14 protein-coding genes and 2 tRNA genes are annotated in these 16,866 nt (G+C 65.1%); 10 read left to right on the forward strand and 6 right to left on the reverse strand.

The genetic code is table 11. The annotated features are described in order from the left end of the window. Window positions 1-636 precede the first annotated feature (636 nt). Entirely contained in the window at window positions 637-4,104 is a 3,468-nt protein-coding gene (locus CXK94_RS15320) for a hybrid sensor histidine kinase/response regulator (RefSeq protein ID WP_102894995.1), read from the reverse strand. A gap of 254 nt (window positions 4,105-4,358) precedes the next feature. Here CXK94_RS15320 and CXK94_RS15325 point away from each other — a divergent pair, with 254 nt between their 5' ends. The 4 genes from CXK94_RS15325 to CXK94_RS15340 all read left to right on the forward strand — a co-directional run bounded on the left by CXK94_RS15325 (window position 4,359) and on the right by CXK94_RS15340 (window position 7,679). Further along, a complete protein-coding gene (locus CXK94_RS15325) occupies window positions 4,359-4,919 on the forward strand; it encodes a GNAT family N-acetyltransferase (protein ID WP_102894996.1) in 561 nt (186 codons plus the stop codon). Between the two features lie 312 nt (window positions 4,920-5,231). Further along, on the forward strand, window positions 5,232-5,948 hold the full coding sequence (locus CXK94_RS15330; protein WP_102894997.1) for an AzlC family ABC transporter permease: 717 nt from the start codon (window positions 5,232-5,234) through the stop codon (window positions 5,946-5,948). Then, window positions 5,945-6,271 (forward strand): AzlD domain-containing protein, encoded by a 327-nt coding sequence (locus tag CXK94_RS15335; RefSeq protein ID WP_037044482.1) that lies wholly within the window; start codon window positions 5,945-5,947, stop codon window positions 6,269-6,271. The genes CXK94_RS15330 and CXK94_RS15335 overlap by 4 nt, the downstream gene beginning before the upstream one ends. A gap of 52 nt (window positions 6,272-6,323) precedes the next feature. Beyond that, window positions 6,324-7,679: an acyltransferase gene (locus tag CXK94_RS15340; protein WP_037044485.1), complete on the forward strand. Its 1,356-nt coding sequence runs from the start codon at window positions 6,324-6,326 to the stop codon at window positions 7,677-7,679. A 242-nt stretch (window positions 7,680-7,921) separates the two neighbouring features. Here CXK94_RS15340 and rdgC read toward each other — a convergent pair whose 3' ends face one another. Then, entirely contained in the window at window positions 7,922-8,842 is a 921-nt protein-coding gene (gene rdgC / locus CXK94_RS15345) for a recombination-associated protein RdgC (RefSeq protein WP_037044488.1), read from the reverse strand. Between the two features lie 213 nt (window positions 8,843-9,055). Here rdgC and CXK94_RS15350 point away from each other — a divergent pair. Together CXK94_RS15350 and CXK94_RS15355 are read left to right on the forward strand one after the other, a co-directional pair. Next, window positions 9,056-9,131: transfer RNA gene (locus CXK94_RS15350), tRNA-Val, on the forward strand. A gap of 13 nt (window positions 9,132-9,144) precedes the next feature. Continuing rightward, a tRNA-Asp gene (locus tag CXK94_RS15355) sits at window positions 9,145-9,221 on the forward strand. 92 nt (window positions 9,222-9,313) lie between these two features. Here the strand turns inward: CXK94_RS15355 and CXK94_RS22680 are convergent. Next, window positions 9,314-9,652, reverse strand: coding sequence for a hypothetical protein (locus CXK94_RS22680; RefSeq protein WP_256046295.1), 339 nt, complete (start codon window positions 9,650-9,652; stop codon window positions 9,314-9,316). A 2-nt stretch (window positions 9,653-9,654) separates the two neighbouring features. Next, the gene (locus tag CXK94_RS15365) at window positions 9,655-10,215 is read right to left on the reverse strand and encodes a DUF2478 domain-containing protein (protein ID WP_037044494.1); all 561 of its coding nucleotides are present in this window, start codon (window positions 10,213-10,215) and stop codon (window positions 9,655-9,657) included. Between the two features lie 330 nt (window positions 10,216-10,545). On the opposite strand from CXK94_RS15365, the gene CXK94_RS15370 reads away from it, so the two are divergent. Then, window positions 10,546-11,286, forward strand: coding sequence for an FKBP-type peptidyl-prolyl cis-trans isomerase (locus CXK94_RS15370; protein WP_037044497.1), 741 nt, complete (start codon window positions 10,546-10,548; stop codon window positions 11,284-11,286). A 76-nt stretch (window positions 11,287-11,362) separates the two neighbouring features. On the opposite strand, the gene bfr is transcribed toward CXK94_RS15370, so the two are convergent. After that, window positions 11,363-11,833, reverse strand: coding sequence for a bacterioferritin (gene bfr / locus CXK94_RS15375; protein ID WP_037044500.1), 471 nt, complete (start codon window positions 11,831-11,833; stop codon window positions 11,363-11,365). A gap of 1,037 nt (window positions 11,834-12,870) precedes the next feature. Further along, the gene (locus CXK94_RS15385; protein ID WP_102894998.1) at window positions 12,871-13,089 is read right to left on the reverse strand and encodes a bacterioferritin-associated ferredoxin; all 219 of its coding nucleotides are present in this window, start codon (window positions 13,087-13,089) and stop codon (window positions 12,871-12,873) included. Window positions 13,090-13,267: 178 nt separating this feature from the next. On the opposite strand from CXK94_RS15385, the gene CXK94_RS15390 reads away from it, so the two are divergent. The 3 genes from CXK94_RS15390 (at window position 13,268) to recJ (ending at window position 16,795) form a co-directional block, all read left to right on the forward strand. After that, a complete protein-coding gene (locus CXK94_RS15390) occupies window positions 13,268-14,431 on the forward strand; it encodes a GGDEF domain-containing protein (protein WP_102894999.1) in 1,164 nt (387 codons plus the stop codon). Between the two features lie 74 nt (window positions 14,432-14,505). Then, the gene (locus tag CXK94_RS15395; protein WP_037040513.1) at window positions 14,506-15,045 is read left to right on the forward strand and encodes a YaeQ family protein; all 540 of its coding nucleotides are present in this window, start codon (window positions 14,506-14,508) and stop codon (window positions 15,043-15,045) included. Window positions 15,046-15,079: 34 nt separating this feature from the next. Then, window positions 15,080-16,795, forward strand: a complete 1,716-nt coding sequence (gene recJ / locus CXK94_RS15400; RefSeq protein WP_102895000.1) for a single-stranded-DNA-specific exonuclease RecJ — start codon at window positions 15,080-15,082, stop codon at window positions 16,793-16,795. The last annotated feature ends 71 nt before the right edge of the window (window positions 16,796-16,866 follow it).

A 16,866-nucleotide genomic window follows, 5' to 3' on the forward strand; every position in this document is an offset into this window, starting at 1 on the left:
ATGGGGCGTTTAGCGAGTTGCTTGAGAGATTGGTTTCGCCCTGCTGGGCGACTCACTTTTTTCAGTCGCGAAAAAAGTAAGCAAAAACGCTTGCCCCTGCATCCGGCCCTGCGCTTCGCGCGGGGTCCGTTCGCTCCATCGCCGCTCCAGGGGCACGCCGCGAAGGGACGTCCCTGTCCCTTCGCGTCTCTCGCGGCGTCCATGCCGCTCAACCCCCTACGCAACGATTCCGCTCACCCTCCTGAAGGGGCGTTGGGCGTCGCCTGATGGTTCGTGCAGAAAGAAAAAGCCAAGGCAAAGCAAACATCAACGATCTTCCAGGCAACTCGGACGCCGTTCCCGTCAGGAGGCCGAGTGGAGGTGTCGCGCAGGGGGACGCAAGGCATGGACGCCGAGCGAGGAACGAAGGACGGGGCTGCCGAGGTAGGGATGTCGTGACGGCCCCCGGAGCGGCATCGGAAGGAGGGAAGTCTGGTCGCGCAGCGGACAGACCCTCGGCCGGGGACCGAAACCAGAAGTGTCAGCTCACTCGGTAAGCGCCCTGATCACCGAGGCGCAAGCCCAAACCAAATGGCAGCATCACCCAAACTTGCCAGTCCGGTATCAACACCCTCTGACCGATAACTCCCGAAGCCCTCATCTCAACGTCAGATGACGACTCATCAACGCCCGCAACGCCGCGGGCTTGACCGGCTTGGCGAGGAAATCCAGCCCGCTGGCATGGATCGCCGCGACCAGTTCCGGCCGCGCATCGGCGCTGATCACCACCCCCGGTACCGGCTCGCCCAGGCGGGCGCGCAGCCAGGCCATCAGGTCGGTGCCGGTCTGGCCGCCGTCGAGGTGGTAGTCGACCAGCACCAGTTGCGGGCGAATGTCCTCGGCCAGCAGGTTCTCGCAATCCTGGCGGTCGCGCGCCGTCCAGACCTGGCAGCCCCAGCGCGTGAGCAGGCTGTTCATGCCGATCAGGATGCTGTCCTCGTTGTCGATGCACAGCACCTGGGTGCCGGTCAGGGCGGAGTGTTGCGTCTCGCCCAGGCCGTTCGGCTTGCGTGGTTGACTGGTCTGCCGGGCGATCGGCACGGTCACGCTGAACACGCTGCCCTTGCCGAGCCAGGAGCGGACCTCCAACGGGTGTTCGAGCACGTGGCAGAGGCCGTCGGCGATTGCCAGGCCCAGGCCCAGGCCCTTCTCGGCGCGGGTCTGGTGGCTGTCCAGGCGCTTGAATTCCTCGAAGATCACTTTCAGCTTGTCCTGCGGAATGCCCGGGCCACGGTCCCAGACTTCCAGGCGCAGGGACTTGCCCTGCCGGCGCACGCCCAGCACCACCCGGCCCTTGGCGTAGCGGAAGGCATTGGTGAGGAAGTTCTGCAGCACGCGACGCAGCAGGCGCATGTCGCTGTCGACCCGCAGTTTGCTGCCGTGCACACGGAGGTCGATGCCCTGCTCGCGCGCCAGGGCGGTGAATTCCGTGCCCAGGGTGTCGAACAGCGTGGCCAGCGGGAAGGCGTTGCGTTCCGGGGTGATCCGCCCGCCTTCCAGGCGCGAGATGTCCAGCAGGTCGGTGATCAGGTCTTCGGCCGAACGGAGCGAGCTGTCCAGGTGCTGCACCAGTTCCTGAGTCTCCTTGGGGAGCCCGTTCTGTTGGTGGGCGAGCGCGGCGGAGAACAGCCGGGCGGCGTTCAGCGGTTGCATCAGGTCGTGGCTGACCGCGGCGAGGAAGCGGGTCTTCGACTGGTTCGCCGCCTCGGCAGTGCTCTTGGCCTCGATCAGTGCCTGGTTCAGTTGCGACAGCTCCTGGGTGCGTTCGCTGACGCGTTGTTCCAGGCCTTCGTTGGCGTCCTTCAGCGCGCGTTCGGCCTCGCGGTAGGCGGTGATGTCGCTGAAGCTCATGACGAAGCCGCCGCCGGGCATCGGGTTGCCGATCAGCTCGACCACCCGGCCGTTGGGGAACAGCCGCTCGGAGGTGTGCGCGCGGCCCTGGCGCATCCAGTACAGGCGCTTGGCCACGTGGGTATCCGGGTCGCCCGGGCCACACAGGCCGCGCTCGGCGTTGTAGCGGATGATGTCGGCGATCGGCCGGCCGATGTAGACCAGCCCGTCCGGATACTCGAAGAGTTCGAGGTAGCGGTGGTTCCAGGCCACCAGGCGCAGCGACTGGTCGACCACGCTGATGCCCTGGGTGATGTTCTCGATGGCGCCTTGCAGCAGCGCGCGGTTGAATTGCAGCACCTCCGAGGCTTCGCCGACGATGCGCACCACGTCGTCGACCTGCATGTCGCGGCCTTCCAGCGCGGCCTTGACCACCGCGCGGGTGGAGGAGGCGCCGAGCACGCCGGCGAGCAGGCGCTCGGTATGGGCGATCCACTGGCCGTCGGCCTGGTGCTTGGGCGAGAAGTCCTGGCCGTGGCGGCGGGCGAAGCGCTGGAAGCTGAGCTCGGCGCGTTCGGCACCGACGAAGCGCGAGGCCAGCGTCAGCAGGTCTTCGACGCGTACGGCGAGCAGGCGGCGGCTGCTGCTGGGCGAGGTGACTTCCTGGCCGATGAAGCGGCTGGCCTGCCAGTGTTCGGCGACGCGGGTCTGGGTCAGGATCGAGACCCAGAAGAACAGCGTGAAGTTGCCGGCCAGCGACAGCGTCACGCCGACGGTCAGCGCGCTGATGCCGAAGCCCAGGTGGTTGCCGTAGAGCCATTCCAGCCCGGGGAACATCTCCAGCGGCCAGCCGAGCAGCGGCAGGATCAGCGTGTAGAACCAGATGGCCGCGCCGGCGGCCAGCCCGGCGAAGACGCCGCGGCGATTGGCCTGTTTCCAATACAGCGCGCCGACCATCGCCGGCGCCAGCTGGGTGATGGCGGCGAAGGCGGTCTGGCCGATGGTCGCCAGGGAGGCGGTGGAGCCGAGCAGGCGGTAGCTGACGTAGGCCAGCAGCAGGATCAGCACGATGCTGATGCGGCGTACCGAGAGCATCCAGTGGCGAAAGGCCTCGAATGGGCGTTCGGCTTCCTGGCGGCGCAGCAGCCAGGGCAACAGCATGTCGTTGGAAACCATGGTCGACAGCGCCACGCTGGCGACGATCACCATGCCGGTCGCCGCCGAGGCGCCGCCGATGAAGGCGAGCATCGCCAGCCACGGGTGCTGCTCGGCCAGCGGCAGGCTGATGACGAAGGAGTCCGGGGTCACACCCTCGGGCAGCAGCATCTGCCCGGCGAGGGCGATCGGCACCACGAACACTGCGGCGAGTACCAGGTAGAGCGGGAATACCCAGCGCGCCAGGCGGAAGTCGCGCGGCTCGATGTTCTCCACCACGGTGACGTGGAACTGCCGCGGCAGGCAGACGATCGCCATCATCGCCACGGTGGTCTGCACCAGCATCGACGACCAGTTGACGGTCTCGCCCCAGTACTCGCTGAGCTCGGCGGCATCGTGCGCCTGGTTGAACAGGTCGCCGAAGCCGTTGTACAGGCCGTAGGTGATGAAGGCGCCGACGGCGAGGAAGGCCAGCAGCTTGACCAGCGATTCGAAGGCGATCGCCAGCACCATGCCGCGGTGGTGTTCGGTGACGTCCAGGTTGCGCGTACCGAAGAGGATGGTGAACAGCGCCAGCACGATCGAGACGATCAGCGCGGTGTCGCGCGTACCGGTGCCCGTGGCCTCGACATTGGTGCCGATCAGCACGTTCACGCCCAGCACGATGCCCTTGAGCTGCAGGGCGATATAGGGCACCACGGCGACCAGGCAGATCAGTGTCACCACCACCGCCAGCAGCTGCGACTTGCCGTAGCGGGCGGCGATGAAGTCGGCGATGGAGGTGATGTTCTCCTGCTTGCTGATCATGATCATCTTCTGCAGCACGTGCGGTGCGAACAGCAGCAGCAGGATCGGCCCGAGATAGATCGGCAGGAACGCCCAGAGCTGCTCGGCGGCCTGGCCCACCGCGCCGAAGAAGGTCCAGCTGGTGCACCAGACCGCCAGCGACAGGCTGTAGACCCAGGGACGCAGGCGTGGCGACATCGAATCGCGATTGCGATCGCCATAGAAGGCAATGGCGAACAGGATGGCCATGTAGACGAGGGCGACCGCAGCGATCAGCCCGCCGGACAGCGTCATGCAAACTCCAGATAACAAGGAAAAGCGGCAGGTCGGGTTCGGCCGGCATGAATATGCGAAGCACGAATGAAACCAGACCCGGCGACTCGTTAGTATGATGAATTCGCGAAGTTTCGCAGTATTAGTGCGCCCCGTGTTAAGGGCTGCGACCAAGGTCGCATGTGTCTAGAACGGGCTTGGCGGCAGGATCGCCAACCACCCGAGGGCACTTCCCGTAGCGCCGCTGGTCCGAACCCATCGGTAGGAGGTTTTTCATGTTCATGCCGCGTCCGGTCACCCTGCAGCGTGGCGCTTTGCGCCTGGACCCCCTGATGGAAGCCGACATTCCGGAACTGGTCGCCCTGGCCGAGCGCAACCGCGACGAGCTGGTCTATCTGAACGGTCCGCTACGCCCCGACTGGTATCGCCACGCCCTGGCCGAGCAGCGCGAGGGCCGGGCGGTGGCGTTCAGCCTGCGCGTCGCCGACCGGCTGGTCGGCACCACGCGTTTTGCCGACTTCATGCCCAGCCTGCCGGCTGCCGAGCTTGGCTGGACCTGGCTCGATCGGGGCGAGCATGGCAGTGGGCTGAACGCCTCGATCAAGTACCTGCTGCTGCGCCACGCATTCGAGGACTGGCAACTGGTGCGGCTGCAGTTGAAGACCGCGGCGAGCAACCTGCGCTCGCAACGGGCGATCGAGAAGCTCGGTGCCCAGCGCGAGGGGCTGCTGCGCAATCATCGGCGCCTGGCCGATGGCCGGCTCGACGACACCGTGCTCTACAGCATCACCGACCAGGAATGGCCGGCGATCAAGCAGCGGCTGGCGGCGAGCTGAGGCGGGGCTGGGACTTGAAGTTCAAAAGCATCGCCCCGGGGGCGGGCCTCCCACAAAAGCAGCCTGTGCACACCGAACCCTGTGGGCGCGCCCTCGCGGCGATTGAGGGCCGAAGGACTGCCAGAGACCCGAAGCGTGCCGCTCGAAAAGCATCATCCGTCCGCATCGCCTGGCGGGCCGACTTCGGTTAAGGTTTACGGTTTTCGCGGCGGCTGCTCGCCCGGTTCATCTGCCCGTCCCATCCTTGCGCTACGCTCGGGGCGTCGTGACGGCGGTGCATGATCCGTCGCGTGGTTGGCTCGAGGAATTCCGATGTCCCGCTCGCAAGAGTTCTTTCACGGTTGCCGCGACATCCTGCCGCTGGTGCTCGGCGCGATTCCGTTCGGCATCATCTTCGGCACCCTGGCTATCGGCGCCGGCCTTTCCGGCTGGCAGGCGATGGGCATGTCGGCCCTGGTGTTCGCCGGCTCGGCGCAGTTCATCGCGATTACCCTGCTGACCGGTGGCGTAGGCGCGCTGGTGGTGCTGCTGACCACCTTCGTGGTGAACCTGCGCCATGCGCTGTACAGCGCGGCGCTGCAGCCTTTCGTCCGCCATCTGCCGGGTGGCTGGCGCGGGCCGCTGGCCTTCTGGCTGACCGACGAGGCGTTCGCGGTGGTGCAGCATCGTTATGCCCGCGAGGATGATTCGCCGAACAAGCACTGGTTCTTCCTCGGCGCGGCGCTGACCATGTATTTGAACTGGCAGCTGTCGACGCTGGCCGGCATCGCCTTCGGCCAGGCCGTGCCGGACATCGCCAGCTGGGGCCTGGATTTCGCCATGATCGCGACCTTCATCGGCATCGCCGTGCCGATGATGCGTACCCGCCCGCAGGTGGCGTCGGCGGCGGTGGCCGGCGTCGTGGCGTTGCTGACCTGGGCGTTGCCGTACAAGCTCGGGCTGATCGCCGCGGCGCTGGCCGGCATCGTCGTCGGGGTCTGGCTCGAGCGGCAGGCCGAGGCCGTGGCCCGGGCAGCGGGGGAGCTATGAATACCTGGTTGCTCATCTTCGGCATGCTGGCGATCACCTTCCTGATCCGCTACAGCTTCTTCGCCTGGCCGGACCTGCGTTTTCCGCGGCTGGTGGAGCAGGGCCTGCATTACGTACCGGTGGCCGTGCTCACCGCCATCGTGGTGCCGGGCATGCTGATGCCGGGTGGCGAGTGGGCGCTGCGCTGGGACAATGCCTATCTGTTGGCGGGCATTCTGGCCATTGTCATCGCCGCCTTCAGTCGCAACCTGCTGGCGACCATCGCCGGCGGCCTGCTGAGCTTCTTCCTGTTGCGCTGGGCGTTCGGACAGTTGCCGCTATGAAGGGTCGCCGCCCGCCTGATTCCCGTCCCGAGTCACGGAGCGTACCGATTCGATGACCCAGCACTCGCAATTCCGCCTGCTCGGCAAGCGCCGCTTCCTGCCGTTCTTCTGCACCCAGTTGCTGGGTGCGTTCAACGACAACGTGTTCAAGCAGGCGCTGATCCTGGCGATCCTCTTCAAGCTCGGCAGCAGCGCCGACACGAGCCTGCTGATCAACCTCTGCGCCTTGCTGTTCATCCTGCCGTTCTTCCTGTTCTCCGCGCTGGGCGGGCAGTTCGGCGAGAAGTTCGAGAAGGCCTGGCTGATCCGCCGGGTCAAGTTCGCCGAGATCCTGATCATGCTCGCCGGGGCGGCCGGAATGCTGCTGGGCAGCCTGCCGCTGCTGCTGGTGGTGCTGTTCTGCATGGGCACGCAGTCGGCGCTGTTCGGCCCGGTGAAGTATTCGATCCTGCCGCAGCAGCTCGCCGAGGACGAGCTGGTCGGCGGCAACGCGCTGGTGGAGATGGGCACCTTCCTGGCGATCCTCGGCGGCACCATCGGCGCTGGTGTGCTGATGGCCAGCAGCGGCTATGCCGGCCTGGTGGCGGCCAGCGTGGTGTTGATCGCGCTGGCGGGCTATTTGTCCAGCCTTGCGATTCCCGCGGCGACCGCGGCGTTGCCGACGCTGCGGCTGGACTGGCACGTGCTGCGCCAGTCCTGGCGGATCATCAAGCTCGGCCTCGGCCAGGAGAAGGCGGTTTCGCGGGCGATGCTGGGCAATTCCTGGTTCTGGTTCCTCGGGGCGACCTACCTGACGCAGATTCCGGCCTTCTCGCGGGACCTGCTCAATGGCGACGAGAGCGTGGTGACGCTGATCCTCACGCTGTTCTCGGTGGGCATCGCGCTGGGTTCGCTGCTCTGCGAGCGGATGTCGCGGCACCATGTGGAGATCGGCCTGGTGCCGTTCGGCGCTCTCGGGCTGAGCCTGTTCGGCGTGCTGTTGTGGTGGCATGCCGGCGGCTTCCCGGCGGTTGCGGCGCCGCTGGACTGGCTGGCGCTGCTGGCCGAACCACGGGCCTGGTGGGTCCTCGCCGACATTCTCGGGCTCGGGGTGTTCGGCGGGCTCTATATCGTGCCGCTGTACGCGCTGATCCAGTCGCGCAGCGTGGTGCACGAACGCTCGCGGGTGGTGGCGGCGAACAATATCCTCAACGCACTGTTCATGGTCGTCTCGGCGCTGATCGCCATCGTCTTGCTGGTGCTGCTGAAGCTGGCGATCCCGCAGCTGTTCCTGGTCGTTTCGCTGATGACCGTGCTGGTGTGCGGGGCGCTGTTTCTCGACGTGCCGGAGTTCATCGAGCGTTTTCTGGTCTGGCTGCTGGGCGAGCCCCTGGGCGGAGCGCTGGCGGTGCGCCTGGGGGTTCGCTAGGGACCTGCAGCGCGGCGGGGAAATCGGGGTTCGGGCGTAATGCCGTTCAGGTCATCGATCCCGTTCACGCAGGATGCAGGATCATATGGTAGGAGCGCGCCACGCCCGCGATTCGCGCGCATGGCGCGCTCCTACGAAGAACGGGCTTGCGGCATTCAGCGTATCCCTGTGGGTTGCCCGGCCCGGAGCGATGCTTTTTGAAACTTGGCAGGCCCGTGGGCCTGCCATCGCCGCGGAACCGGTCAGATACCCTGCGGGATCTCTTCGCCGCCCAGCGCTTCGAACAGCGCCGGCAGGAATTCGCGGAAGGTCATCATCATCAGCAGGAAGCTGGCGTCCTGCTGGGCGAGGGCGTCGTCGCCGCCATCCTCTTCGGCCTGGTCCTGCAGCAGTTCTTCGAAACGCAGGCGCTTGATCACCGTCTTGTCGTCCAGCACGAAAGACAATTTATCCTGCCAGGCCAGGGAAAGCTGGGTGACTTGCTTGCCGGCCTCCAGGTGTTGCTGGATCTCGTCGCTGGTCAGGTCCTGGCGCTTGCAACGCACCACGCCGCCGTCCTCGTGGGTGTCGCGCAGCTCGCACTCGTCGAGCACGAAGAAGTCGTCGGCGGCCTTCTGCGTCTTGACCCAGTCGGTGAGGGTGGCGCTGGGGGCGATCTTCACCGTCAGCGGGCGCACCGGCAGCGAGCCGATGGCCTCGCGCAGGGTGGACAGCAGGTCCTCGGCCTTTTTCGGGCTGGCCGAGTTGACCAGGATCAGCCCGCGCTCGGCGTCGATCGCGGCGAAGGTCCCGGACTTGCGGATGAAGGCGCGCGGCAGGAAGGCCTGGATGATCTCGTCCTTGATCTGGTCGCGTTCCTTCTTGTAGACCTTGCGCATCTGCTCGGCCTCGATCTCGTCGACCTTTTCCTTCAGTGCATCCTTGACCACGCTACCGGGCAGGATGCGTTCTTCCTTGCGCGTGGCGATCAGCAGGAAGCCCTGGCTGACATGCACCAGCGGCGCGTCCTCGCCCTTGCCGAACGGTGCGACGAAACCATAGGTGCTCAACTCCTGGCTGGCGCAGGGGCGGGCAGGTTTGGTGGCCAGTGCAGCTTCGAGTGTCTCGGGATCGAAAGGAACGTGCTGGGTGAGACGGTAGACGAGCAGGTTGCGAAACCACATGGCGGGGTAAATCTCCGGAAAGCAAAGCGCACATTATTCCTTCCCGTGGTTCGCAGGCCAACCCTGGCGGCCGGTGCCGCCGACGGAAAAGGGAAAAACGCCCGTAAACGAAGGGTTTTCCTAAGTCTTTGGAACTCCTGCAATTTTTTTTTCAAAAGGGGGTTGCCAAGGTCGGGAAGCCTCTCTAGAATGCGCCCCACTTCGAGAGCAAACGGGTGATTAGCTCAGCTGGGAGAGCATCTGCCTTACAAGCAGAGGGTCGGCGGTTCGATCCCGTCATCACCCACCACTCGAGGTTAAGCGCAGCGGTAGTTCAGTCGGTTAGAATACCGGCCTGTCACGCCGGGGGTCGCGGGTTCGAGTCCCGTCCGCTGCGCCATATTCGCTTCCTGGGTCCACTGAACGCCCGGAAGCATCGAGAAAGCGGCCTATGGCCGCTTTTTTCGTTTTCGGCATTTCTCTTCTTCTATTTCACGTTCTCGCGCAATCGAGCCGGTCGCTTTGTGCCCGAGTGGCTATGCCTGCTGTCAGGCTGTCGCGCGTCCGTGCTCGGTCAGGCTTTGTTGCGGCAGATGAACAACGGCAGCTCGCCCTGCAGATGGTGCCGGGACCGCAGCCGACGTCCAGCAGGCTGCGGGCGCCATCGAGATTCATGCGGTGGACGAAGGCCTCGGCATAGACCCCGCCGAGGGCGCCGTGGCCCATGGCGGCGGCGCGCTTGTCCCAGTCGCTGGCCGGCTTCGGCGGGCGCTCGCTGCGTCGCAGGCGCTGGCGGTAGCGTTCGGCGAAGTCGATGTCATCGAGGCTCATGGTCATCCTTCCCGGATTCGGCCGTCAGTTGCAGTCGGGAGGCGAGTGGGCGTCTGGCCGGGCAGGCTGTAGGCCCAGGCGAGCAGGGCGCTTTCCCGCAGCGGCAGGAGGCAGTCCGGGTGGCCGGTGAAACGCTGCCAGTCGGCCTGGTATTGCGGGCTGACCAGGGTCAGGAGCGGGATACCCTCACTCATCAGTGCGAGCATTTCCTGGGCGAAGCCCCGGCCACTGGCCTCCTGTACGCCGAAGCGGTTGGTCAGCACCAGGTCGGGGCGTTCGCTCAGGGCTTCGCGCAGCACCGTGCTGGCCTGGGCCAGGCCGCCGGGATCGAGGCTGCAGGCGTGCGAGCCCGGGCCGAGGGCCTGGGAGATATCGAAGATGCGTCCGTCACGCAGATCGGCGATCTGCATCGGCAGCCGGCCGCCCGGGTCCTTGCCGCGTACGCTGACCAGTCCGCGTACTCGCCAGCCCTGCCGTTTCAACGTTCTGGCGAGCTCCAGCAGCAGCGCGTCGCCTTCGCCTCCGCCGGCATGCAATACGGCTGCAAAGGGCATGTCGTTCATATCGAGTCCTCCGTTCGGACGCCGAAGCCGATCCTGGCGGGCTGAAGTATGCCTTCCGCGCGCTTGCTCGGTCTGGCCGGGCATCATCCGCTGCGCTTCGACAGGATGCCGGCAGGTGGTGAACAGGGGCATTCATCAGCGCTACATTCATTTCTATATGGCGGCTGCGCCTTGACCCCAGTCAATCGCCAACGCTCTACATGATGCACTTCTTGTTGTGGCAGCTGTCTTCCTGTGCATGATGCGGGTTCGGTAGCCAGCGGTCATGTGCGCCTGCTAAGCTCCGGCACCGATTTGGATGCGTCCTACGACCTATATAAGGGAAACAGCATGAGACTGAGACATCATCGCTTGGCATCGGCAGTCGCTCTGGTTGGCCTGGTCCTGGCCGGCTGCGACTCGCAGACGAGCGTCAAGCTGGAAACTCCGGCGCAGAAGGCGTCCTATGGCATCGGCCTGAACATGGGCAAGAGCCTCGCGCAGGAGGGCATGGATGATCTCGATTCCAAGGCTGTAGCGCAGGGCATCGAGGACGCCATCGGCAAGCAGGAGCAGAAGCTCACCGACGAGGAGTTGATGGAGGCCTTCGCCTTCCTGCAGACCCGCGCCGAGGAGCGCATGGCCGAGATGAACGCCAAGGCGATCGAGTCGGGCAAGAAGTTCCTCGAGGAAAACGCCAAGCGTGAAGGCGTGAAGACCACCGAGTCTGGCCTACAGTACGAAGTGGTGAAGTCGGCCGAGGGTCGCCAGCCGACCGAGAACGACGTGGTCACCGTGCACTACGAGGGCAGCCTGACCGACGGCACCGTGTTCGACAGCTCGATCAAGCGCGGTAGCCCGATCGACCTGCCGGTCGGCGGCGTGATTCCGGGCTGGGTCGAAGGCCTGCAGCTGATGCACGTTGGCGAGAAGTTCAAGCTCTACATCCCGAGCGAGCTGGCCTATGGCGAGCAGAGCCCGAGCCCGCTGATCCCGGCCAACTCGGTGCTGGTGTTCGACCTGGAACTGCTGGGCATCAAGGGTGACGAAGCGCAGCAGCCTGAGGCCGAGGCGGCCGAGCAGCAGGAGTAAGCGGGTCGATTGCAGCCCGCCGAAAGAAAAACGCCCCGACTCGATCGGGGCGTTTTGTTTTCGGCCTTGGCTGGCCTCAGTCGTCCATGTGCGACTGCAGGTAGTTTTCCAGGCCTACCTGGTCGATCAGTCCCAGTTGGGTTTCCAGCCAGTCGATGTGCTCTTCCTCGGACTCGAGGATGTCTTCCAGCAATTCGCGGCTGCCATAGTCGCCAACGCTCTCGCAGTAGGCGATAGCGACCTTCAGGTCCTGCAGGCCGCTCTGTTCCAGCTTGAGGTCGCACTCGAGCATCTCGCGCGTGTTCTCGCCGATCAGCAGCTTGCCGAGGTCCTGCAGGTTCGGCAGGCCTTCGAGGAAGAGGATGCGCTTGATCAGTTTGTCGGCATGCTTCATCTCGTCGATGGATTCGTCGTATTCGTGCTTGCCGAGTTTGCCCAGGCCCCAGTCCTCGTACATGCGCGCATGCAGAAAGTACTGGTTGATGGCCACCAGTTCGTTGCCGAGGATCTTGTTGAGGTGCTGAATGACCAGCTTGTCGCCTTTCATCTGTTCGCCCTGCCCGGGAAGCCGTGGTGATTGATTCAGTCTGGCCATGTGGGGACGGCCTGTCAAACCTAAGTCATTGAATGCAAAAGGGTAAAGCTGACTGAGAATGGTTTAGTTCCGCATCGGTCGGCAATCGCATGATTTACAGGCAAAAAAAAGGTTCATCGCGCTTTCTTGGGAAAGCAAGGATTGACACCGGACTGGCAAGGTTGGGTGTGTTGAATGAAAGTTTTGCTTTCATGGCGGTTGGCGAGTTGCTTGGAAGCTTGGTTTCGCCCTGCTGGGCGACTCACTTTTTTCAGTCGCGAAAAAAGTAAGCAAAAACGCTTGCCCCTGCATCCGGCCCTGCGCTTCGCTCCGGGTCCGTTCTCTCCATCGCCGCTCCAGGGGCACGCCGCGAAGGGACGTCCCTGTCCCTTCGCGTCTCTCGCGGCGTCCATGCCGCTCAACCCCTTCCACGACGATTCCGCTCACCCTCCTGAAGGGGCGTTGGGTGTCGCCTGATGGTTCGTGCAGAAAGAAAAAGCCAAGGCAAAGCAAACATCAACGATCTTCCAGGCAGCTCTGACTCCATTCCCCGTCAGGAGGCCGAGTGGAGGTGTCGCGCAGGGGGGGCGCGAGGCATGGATGCCGAGCGAGGAGCGATGGACGGGGCCGCCGAGGTAGGGACGTCCCATCGTGACGGCCCCCGGAGCGGCACCGGAAGGAGGGAAGTCTGGCCGCGTAGCGGACAGACCCGGATGTCGGGTGCCCTTCTTCTTTGGTTACGTTCTCGGCAAGCAACGAGATACGGAGCGTAGCGGAGTAACAGCCGCAGGCTGGCCCGAAGGGCGAGCGAAGCGAGTCAAGTGACTCGGCCGGGGCCGAAACCAGAAGCGTCAGCACACTCGGTAAGCGCCCTGATCACCGAGGCGCAAGCCCAAACCAAATGGCAGCAACACCCAATCTTGCCAGTCCGATGTCAAGCAGCCTGTCCCCATGAAATGCGAAGAACCAAAAAAAAGCCGGGCAGGGCCCGGCCGTATGGATTCAGCCTGTCAGGCGTGAGCGAAGCTTGCGGGGTAGGCGAGAGACGCCTGGGCATTCTGTATGTCGCTGAGCGTCTGTCGAACGACCTGCTTGGCGACGCAAGCGCATTTTCCGCATTGACTGGCCACGCCGGTCGTTTCACGGACTTCACGGTAGCTGCAGCAGCCTTCATAGATGGCCTCGCGGAGCTGACCGTCGGTGACGCCCTGGCAAAGACAGACGTACATAAGCACTACCCGTTGAGTTCCTTGACGTTTTGGATGCTAATCTGAATGAGAATAATTGTCAAAGATGCTTCGTCGGGTCGCGTGGCATATTCTCTATATGGCTAGCGATGATGGCATGTGGCCATAATTCACGCGTAAACTGTGCGCTCTTTTTTTCTTCTCCCAATAGAGCTGCGTCATGCAGTTGAGCATTCCTACCCTGACGCTGGTGGATATCTACGTGCTGCTCTTGCTCGGCACGCTGATGTTCTTTGCCTGGCGTAGCGGGCGACGGGACCCGACGCTCGGCTATACCTCCTTGATGCTGCTGCTCGGTGGTATCTCGACGGTGCTGGGGTGTCTGCGTGGCATGGGAATCGATGCCGTGCCCATCGTTCTCGGCAATGTCGCCCTGCAACTCGCCCTGGCCATGAACTGGACGGCGATGCGGGTGTTCGCCGGGCGGCCTGCTCATTTGCCTGGGATCGTTGCCGGCGCGCTGCTGTGGAGCGCCCTGTGCCTGGTGCCATGGTTCTATCAGTCGTTACCGGCCCGGTTGCTGCTCGCGTCGGCGCTGACGATCGGCTACACCGCGCTGGCCGTTTTCGAGTTGTGGCGAAGCCGGCATCTGATAGCCGTGTCACTGCGCCCGGCGTTGGCGCTGATGCTGTTCCATATGGGGTTCTACCTGCTGCGCATGGCGGTGGATCGCGGCCAGCCTTTCGCCGATCCGGAGCAGATGAGCTTCTTCGCGTTCCTGATCTTCGAGACCTTGCTCTACGCCATTGGCATCTCCTTCGTCACCCTGGCCATGGTCCGCGAACGCGCCGAGCTGCAGTATCGACAGGCCTCTCTCAGCGATCCGCTCACCGGTATCGGCAACCGGCGTTCGTTCATCGAGGCGGGGCAGGCGCTGCTGCGGCGCTCCGATGCCGGCGGCCAGCCGGTGACCCTGCTGCTGTGCGATCTGGACTTCTTCAAGCGGCTCAACGACACCTTCGGTCACCAGGCCGGCGACCGTGCGCTGGTCGGCTTCGGCCAGGTGATCGCGCAGCGGATGCGCCGCCGGGACGTCTTCGGGCGGATCGGTGGCGAAGAATTCGCCTGCCTGCTGGCCGATGCCGATGCGGCGATTGGTCTGGATGTGGCCGAGCGCATCCGTGGCGAATGTGCGGCGGTGCCTTTCGTCGAGCAGGGGCGGCTGAGCGTCAGCATCGGCGTGGCGACCACTGCCTCGGCGGGCTACGACCTCGACGAGCTGCTGGCCCAGGCGGATCGGGCGTTGTATGCCGCCAAGGCGGCCGGCCGCGACTGTACGCGGGTGGTCGGCGGCGATGGCGAGGCGCATGCCAGGGCCTGTTGAGTTTCACCTCGGTCGCGCCCGGGCCTGTGCTTTGCGTTAGACTGCCTGCCTTTTTTCGACCAAGAAGCCCGCCCATGGCCCTGCAAGCCACACCGTACAAAGTCGAACTCAATCTCACCGATCTGGATCGCGGGGTCTACGACAACCTGCGCTTCACCGTGGCCCGTCATCCCTCCGAGACCGAGGAACGGCTGGGCGTGCGGCTGATCGCCTATGCGCTCTGGTACAGCGAGCAGCTGGCTTTCGGTCGCGGCCTGTCGGACGTCGACGAGCCGGCGCTGTGGGAAAAGAGCCTGGACGGCCGCGTCCTGCACTGGATCGAGGTCGGCCAGCCGGACGCCGAGCGGCTGACCTGGTGCTCGCGGCGTGCCGAACGCGTCAGCCTGCTGGCCTACGGCAATCTGCGGGTCTGGCAGGGCAAGGTGGTGGAGGCGGTGAAGGGGTTGAAGAACCTTTCCATCGCCGCCGTCGACTCCGAATCCCTGGCCGCGCTGGTCAAGGACCTGCCGCGCAGCCTGCAATGGGGCGTGATGATCAGCGACGGTACGCTGTTCATCACCGACGAACGCGGCCAGTTCGAGGTTTCCCTGCAGTGGCTGCTCGGCGAACGCTGAGTTCCGTTTCATCCGATTTGCCGGCCGAGTGAACATGCGCATAGAACCCCGTCCATTGCCTGCGACACTGCCCGACCTGGGCGATCTGCCGCCGCTGCTCACGCGCCTGTACGCCGCCCGTGGCGTGCTCTCGGCGGCCGAGCTGGACAAGGGCCTGGCGCGGCTGATCCCCTACGACCGGCTCAAGGGCATCGATACCGCGGTGGCGCTGCTGGTCGAGGCGCTGGAGAAGCGCCAGCGCATCCTCTTTGTCGGCGATTTCGATGCCGATGGCGCCACGGCGAGCACGGTCGGCGTGCTTGGCCTGCGCCAGCTGGGTGCGGCGCACGTCGACTACCTGGTGCCCAACCGTTTCGAATACGGCTACGGGCTGACCCCGGAAATCGTCGCCGTGGCGCTGCAGCGCGAGCCCGACCTGCTGGTTACCGTGGACAACGGCATCTCCAGCGTCGACGGCGTGGCAGCGGCCAGGGCCGCCGGGCTCAAGGTGCTGGTAACCGACCATCACCTGCCGGGCCACGAACTGCCGGCGGCCGATGCCATTGTCAACCCGAACCAGCCGGAATGCGCCTTCCCCAGCAAGTGCATCGCCGGGGTCGGGGTCATCTTCTACGTGCTGCTGGCCCTGCGCGCGCGGCTGCGCGACCTCGGCTGGTTCGCCCGTCAGGGCTGGGCCGAGCCGAATCTGGCCGAGCTGCTCGACCTGGTGGCGCTGGGCAGCGTCGCCGACGTGGTGCCGCTGGATGCCAACAACCGCATCCTCGTCCATCAGGGCCTGGCGCGGATTCGCGCGGGGCGGGCTCGGCCGGGGCTGCGGGCGATCCTCGAGGTGGCCGGGCGCGACCACCGGCGCATCACCTCCACCGACCTGGGCTTCATCCTCGGCCCGCGGCTGAACGCGGCCGGCCGACTGGATGACATGTCGCTGGGCATCGAATGCCTGCTCTGCGAGGACGAGGCACTGGCGCGCGACATGGCGACCCAGCTCGACCAGCTCAACCAGGACCGCAAGAGCATCGAGCAGGGCATGCAGCGCGAGGCGCTGGCCCAGCTCAAGGACCTGCCGCTGGAGGACCTGCCGTTCGGCCTGTGCCTGTTCGAGCCGGACTGGCACCAGGGCGTGATCGGCATCCTCGCCTCGCGCCTCAAGGAGCGCTACCACCGCCCGACCATCGCCTTCGCCGATGCTGGCGACGGGTTGCTCAAAGGGTCGGCGCGCTCGGTGCCGGGCTTTCATATCCGCGATGCGCTGGATGCGGTCGCCGCCAAGCATCCCGGCCTGATCAGCAAGTTCGGCGGGCACGCCATGGCGGCCGGGCTGTCACTGCCGCAGGCCAACTTCGGCGCCTTCGCCGCGGCCTTCGATGCCGAGGTGCGCCGCCAGCTGTGCGAGGACGACCTCACCGGGCGGCTGCTGAGCGACGGCCAGCTCAGCGTCGAGGAATTCCACCTGGAGCTGGCGCGCGCGCTGCGCAATGCCGGGCCCTGGGGCCAGCATTTCCCCGAGCCGATGTTCCATGGCGTGTTCCAGTTGGTGCAGCAGCGTATCGTCGGCGAACGCCATCTGAAGCTGGTGCTCAGGAGCGAATGCGGCTCGCTGACCCTGGACGGCATCGCCTTCAACATCGACCGCGAGATCTGGCCGAACCCGACGGTGCGCTGGGCGGAGCTGGCCTACAAGCTGGACGTCAACGAGTACCGCGGCCAGGAAAGCGTGCAGCTGATGGTGGCGCATATCGCCCCGCGCTGACCTGTTCGTGCCGGCCGACGATAGGCCGGCTGAATCGGCTGGCATTTCCCGGCGGGACGTTCGATTGTTGC

The sequence above is a fragment of the Stutzerimonas stutzeri genome (assembly GCF_002890915.1).
Classification (GTDB): Bacteria; Pseudomonadota; Gammaproteobacteria; order Pseudomonadales; family Pseudomonadaceae; genus Stutzerimonas; species Stutzerimonas stutzeri_AF.